Source organism: Desulfobotulus mexicanus (assembly GCF_006175995.1).
In the GTDB taxonomy this organism is placed as follows: Bacteria; Desulfobacterota; Desulfobacteria; order Desulfobacterales; family ASO4-4; genus Desulfobotulus; species Desulfobotulus mexicanus.
Genome location: NZ_VDMB01000052.1, coordinates 1 through 3,828 on the forward strand (window position 1 = coordinate 1; position 3,828 = coordinate 3,828).

6 protein-coding genes are annotated in these 3,828 nt (G+C 56.3%); all 6 read left to right on the forward strand.

The annotated features are described in order from the left end of the window. The first annotated feature begins 369 nt into the window (after positions 1-369). The 6 genes from FIM25_RS16690 to FIM25_RS16715 all read left to right on the forward strand — a co-directional run bounded on the left by FIM25_RS16690 (position 370) and on the right by FIM25_RS16715 (position 3,686). A complete protein-coding gene (locus FIM25_RS16690) occupies positions 370-1,365 on the forward strand; it encodes a hypothetical protein (protein WP_139450985.1) in 996 nt (331 codons plus the stop codon). Positions 1,366-1,382: 17 nt separating this feature from the next. Continuing rightward, positions 1,383-1,688: a phage holin family protein gene (locus FIM25_RS16695; RefSeq protein WP_139450986.1), complete on the forward strand. Its 306-nt coding sequence runs from the start codon at positions 1,383-1,385 to the stop codon at positions 1,686-1,688. Continuing rightward, positions 1,688-2,155, forward strand: a complete 468-nt coding sequence (locus FIM25_RS16700) for a hypothetical protein (protein WP_139450987.1) — start codon at positions 1,688-1,690, stop codon at positions 2,153-2,155. Before FIM25_RS16695 ends, FIM25_RS16700 begins: the two co-directional genes overlap by 1 nt. 72 nt (positions 2,156-2,227) lie before the next feature. Next, positions 2,228-2,593 carry a DUF1353 domain-containing protein gene (locus tag FIM25_RS16705; RefSeq protein WP_179953484.1) on the forward strand — a complete coding sequence of 122 codons (366 nt, stop codon included), beginning with the start codon at positions 2,228-2,230 and terminating at the stop codon, positions 2,591-2,593. A gap of 28 nt (positions 2,594-2,621) precedes the next feature. Continuing rightward, on the forward strand, positions 2,622-2,921 hold the full coding sequence (locus tag FIM25_RS16710; RefSeq protein ID WP_139450989.1) for a hypothetical protein: 300 nt from the start codon (positions 2,622-2,624) through the stop codon (positions 2,919-2,921). Positions 2,922-2,936: 15 nt separating this feature from the next. Next, positions 2,937-3,686: a phage tail protein gene (locus FIM25_RS16715; protein ID WP_139450990.1), complete on the forward strand. Its 750-nt coding sequence runs from the start codon at positions 2,937-2,939 to the stop codon at positions 3,684-3,686. The last annotated feature ends 142 nt before the right edge of the window (positions 3,687-3,828 follow it).

The following is a 3,828-nucleotide window of genomic DNA, read 5'->3' on the forward strand; positions in this document are numbered from 1 at the left end:
GCCTTCTGGCGGAGGGGGCTGCCGGTTCTGTACAACAGAACACAGCAAGCCTGGATCCCGATGGGTGACTGGTGCGGATCATTATTCCGCCATCCCAATAAAATTGGAATTTCAGATGCGAATTCAGACAGGCCACCTGCACCATTCTGAGTTAACCGTAATCAAGCAAAAAAAGAGGTGACGCTTGAACAGGAGAGGTGTTTTTTTACTTGACAGGTCCTTTAAATGGGTGACCCCTTTTTCCCGGCTGGTCGCTGAGGCTCCCGAAGCGCAGCCAGCGGTCCTTTAAAGGGGCCTGACCCTACGACATTATGCCCTCACCCCAACCCTCTCCCAGAGGGAGAGGGGGCCTGAAGGAAAGGAAATACCATGCGCGCCACCAACGGCAGTCTTATCTGGCGTCCCGATCTGGGCGCTACCGTACTCGAAACCCTCCGCGATCCTTCGGAGGGCTATATCGGCCTTTCGGTCATGCCCATCCATAAGGTCATGGCCCGAGGCGGCACCTATCCCGTGATTCCTGCGGAAGTGCTTTTTTCCGATGAAGACGTGGAACGCTCCCCAAGGGGCCGTTACCACAGGTCGGAATGGGAGTACGAGCGGGGGAAATATGCGGTTTCGGAAAAGGGCCACGAAGAGCCCATGGACGATGTGGAATGGGATGAGCTGGAAAACCAGCGGCCCGGACTGGCCGAGGAAATCGCCACCCGCCGGAACATGGCCATCATCCTCCGGGCGCAGGAAAAGCGCATTGCCGCCCGGGTGATGAACCCTTCCGTGTTCACGCCCCACAACGTGTCCAAAAAATGGAGCGATCCGGCGGAAGGAACTCCGGTGCAGGATATCCGGGACGGCAAGGCCGCCTTTCGCCAGCAGTGCGGGATGGAGCCGGATGCCCTGATTATCTCATGGCAGGTGGCGGAATGGCTGAAGGCCAACGGAGAGATCCGGGAACAGCTCAAATACACCTTCCCCGGCATTGACTTAAACCGACTTACTTCGGATCAATTGGCCCAGATCCTGAACGTGAAGAACGTGGTGGTGGCGGGTGGGATGCGCAATGCCTCGCCCAAGGGCAAGCGGCTGGTCTTTGAAGACATCTGGACGAGTGATTACGCCGCTCTGGTGAAAATCTCCGGCAGCTACGACATCACGGAACCCTGTGTGGGCCGCACCTTTGTCTATGCCAAGGATGCCAGCACAGAACCCATCGTGGAGCAGTACCGGGAAGAGGCCCTGCGCTCGGAGATCATCCGGGTACGCCATGACGTGGACGAAGCCTATCTGCGCTCCTATTACGATGATGGCCGCATCCGGACGGATGTCTCCGGCAAGTGCTGCTACCTCATGGGTGGGATTAAATAGAAAAAAGGAGACGCGGCGTGCGGATACCGGAAGAACTCCTCAGAGCCTGCATGGAAGTCGCACCCGCTGTTCTGCTGGCCATGCTGGGAGGGATGGTGAGGATGATGCAAAACCCCAAAGCCTTTTCGTGGTGCTGGTTTTTCGGTGGGCTGCTCATGAGTGCCTTTGTGGGCATCCTCGTTTTTCTTCTCATTGCCGATGCCGAGGCCATTTCGCCCAACTTCCGGGCCGCTGTCTGCGGAGTGAGTGGCTATTCCTCCGCCCAGATTCTGGGTTTGCTGGAAAAGAAGGTGCTTCGGGCCGTGGCAGAAAGGGGAAAATAATGCATCCATTTATCAGTGCAGGCTTTGCCCTGCTTCCCGAGAAGATGAAAAGCCCTGCGGCCATGGGAATGCTCCACGCCATCGGCATGCAGGAATCCCGCTTTATGCATCGCCGCCAGATCCGTGGCCCTGCAAGGGGATTCTGGCAGTTTGAAAAAGCTGGCATTGCCGGTGTGCTGAACCACCCGGCAAGCGCTGTCACCATCCGCCGGATTCTGGTGGGAATGCGCTACGGCGTGGACGTGGAAGAAAGCCATGCCGCCATTGAACATAACGATGCCCTTGCCTGCTGCTATGCACGGCTTCTGCTATGGACCATCCCGGAACCCCTGCCCGGCCCGGATGAGCCGGACAAAGGCTGGCGGCAGTACCTTGCTGCCTGGAATCCGGGCAGGGCCAGACCCGAAACCTGGAACGGATATTTCAGGGAAGCCCAGCGGCTTTCCATGTCTGGAATCTGGATATGAAAAATATGAAAAAGGGGTCAGACCCCTTTTTATGCTAGACCCCTTTTTATGCTTTTTATGAAAGGAAATCCCATGGCAGCTTCGGGAACCGTCATCCACATGCGGTCGGTGCCGGGAAAGCCCCTGCACAGGGCGCTGGATAAGCCCCTTTTCTGCATGAATATGGATGGAAGTGCTGGCGAGGTGCCAGCGGACTTTGAGTGGGACGGCTCATCGGTGCCGGTTCTGCTTCAGCCTTTTTTCCCAAGGCACAGGCATCCCATAGCCTCCTGCCGCCATGACTGGCGGTGCAAACATGCCCGCAACCACAAAGAGCGCAGATGGGCGGATCAGGAATTTAAAAAGGACGTTGGCCGCACCTCATGGAAAATAACGGCACAGGCAGGCTATGCCGGAGTTCGTATCGGTGCCCTGCTGGGTATCGGAAATCGCTGGTAAAAGGGTAACCCTTTTAAGGAGCTGACCCGTGGACTGGAAAGACATGCTGGAAGAAGATGCCAGAAATATCATCCTGAACCCCGAAGAAGGGGCCGAGTGGATCTTCTACGATGGCCGGGAAATTCTGGCCCGTACCCGCCGCACCGGAGAGATGGAACGGCAGACCGGGGTTGTGAGCTGGGAAATGGAAATCGAGGTGCTGCGCTCGGATGTGGGTGCCTTCCGGGAGGCGGTTCCGGTGATCCTCAACACCAGTAAATACCGCAGCACACGGGTACTGGTGGAGGGCGATGTGCTGATGAAGATCGGTCTGGTGCAGTATGGGTAAGGAGGAAACCATCCCATGATTTCCAATGTCAGCATTCAGGGGCTGGATGAGGTGGAAAAGCTGCTTGCCGATGTGAAAAACGGCAGCCGGAAGGCCACCACAAGGGCCTTGAACAAAGGGCTTTCCAAGGCCAAAACCGTGGCCGTGGATACCATATATAAGGAAGTCAACCTCACCAAAACCGTCATCCGCCAGACCATCACGGAACGCAAAGCCACCTATACGGATTTCACCTGCTACCTCAGGGCAAGGGACAAACGTGGGGTTCCCCTCTATGACAAATCCAAACCCTGGAAGATCAAGGGACAGATGCCGGGAATGCACTTTGGCGGCAGAAGATCCCAAAAAGGCTTTTCGGCCCTGTTCAAACACCGGAAGGGCCGGATTCAGTTTCACGAAAAATTTAAGCAGGCTGGCTTTGTGGCCACCATGGCCAGCGGCCATACCAACATTTTCATCCGCACGGGCAAGCGCCGGGCCAATCCCAGAAAGGGCAACCCCCGTGACGAAACCATCAAAGGCATCTGGTCATCCTCTCCGCCCATGGTCCTGCAGGATGAGGAACGCATGGCCCCGGTGCTGCAATCCGCATCCCAAGCCGCACAGGCAGAACTGGACCGGCAGGTGCAGCTCATCCTGTCTGGCATTAAAGGGGTCTCCCATTTAAAGGACCTGTCAAGTAAAAAAACACCTCTCCTGTTCAAGCGTCACCTCTTTTTTTGCTTGATTACGGTTAACTCAGAATGGTGCAGGTGGCCTGTCTGAATTCGCATCTGAAATTTCAATTTTATTGGGATGGCGGAATAATGATCCGCACCAGTCACCCATCGGGATCCAGGCTTGCTGTGTTCTGTTGTACAGAACCGGCAGCCCCCTCCGCCAGAAGGCGGACCAGAAAATCTTCAGT

Excerpts from the sequence above, each read along its gene's own strand:
- FIM25_RS16690 (WP_139450985.1), top strand. The coding sequence starts at position 370 with ATGCGCGCCACCAACGGCAGTCTTATCTGGCGTCCCGATCTGGGCGCT.
- FIM25_RS16700 (WP_139450987.1), top strand. The coding sequence starts at position 1,688 with ATGCATCCATTTATCAGTGCAGGCTTTGCCCTGCTTCCCGAGAAGATG.
- FIM25_RS16705 (WP_179953484.1), top strand. The coding sequence starts at position 2,228 with ATGGCAGCTTCGGGAACCGTCATCCACATGCGGTCGGTGCCGGGAAAG.
- FIM25_RS16715 (WP_139450990.1), top strand. The coding sequence starts at position 2,937 with ATGATTTCCAATGTCAGCATTCAGGGGCTGGATGAGGTGGAAAAGCTG.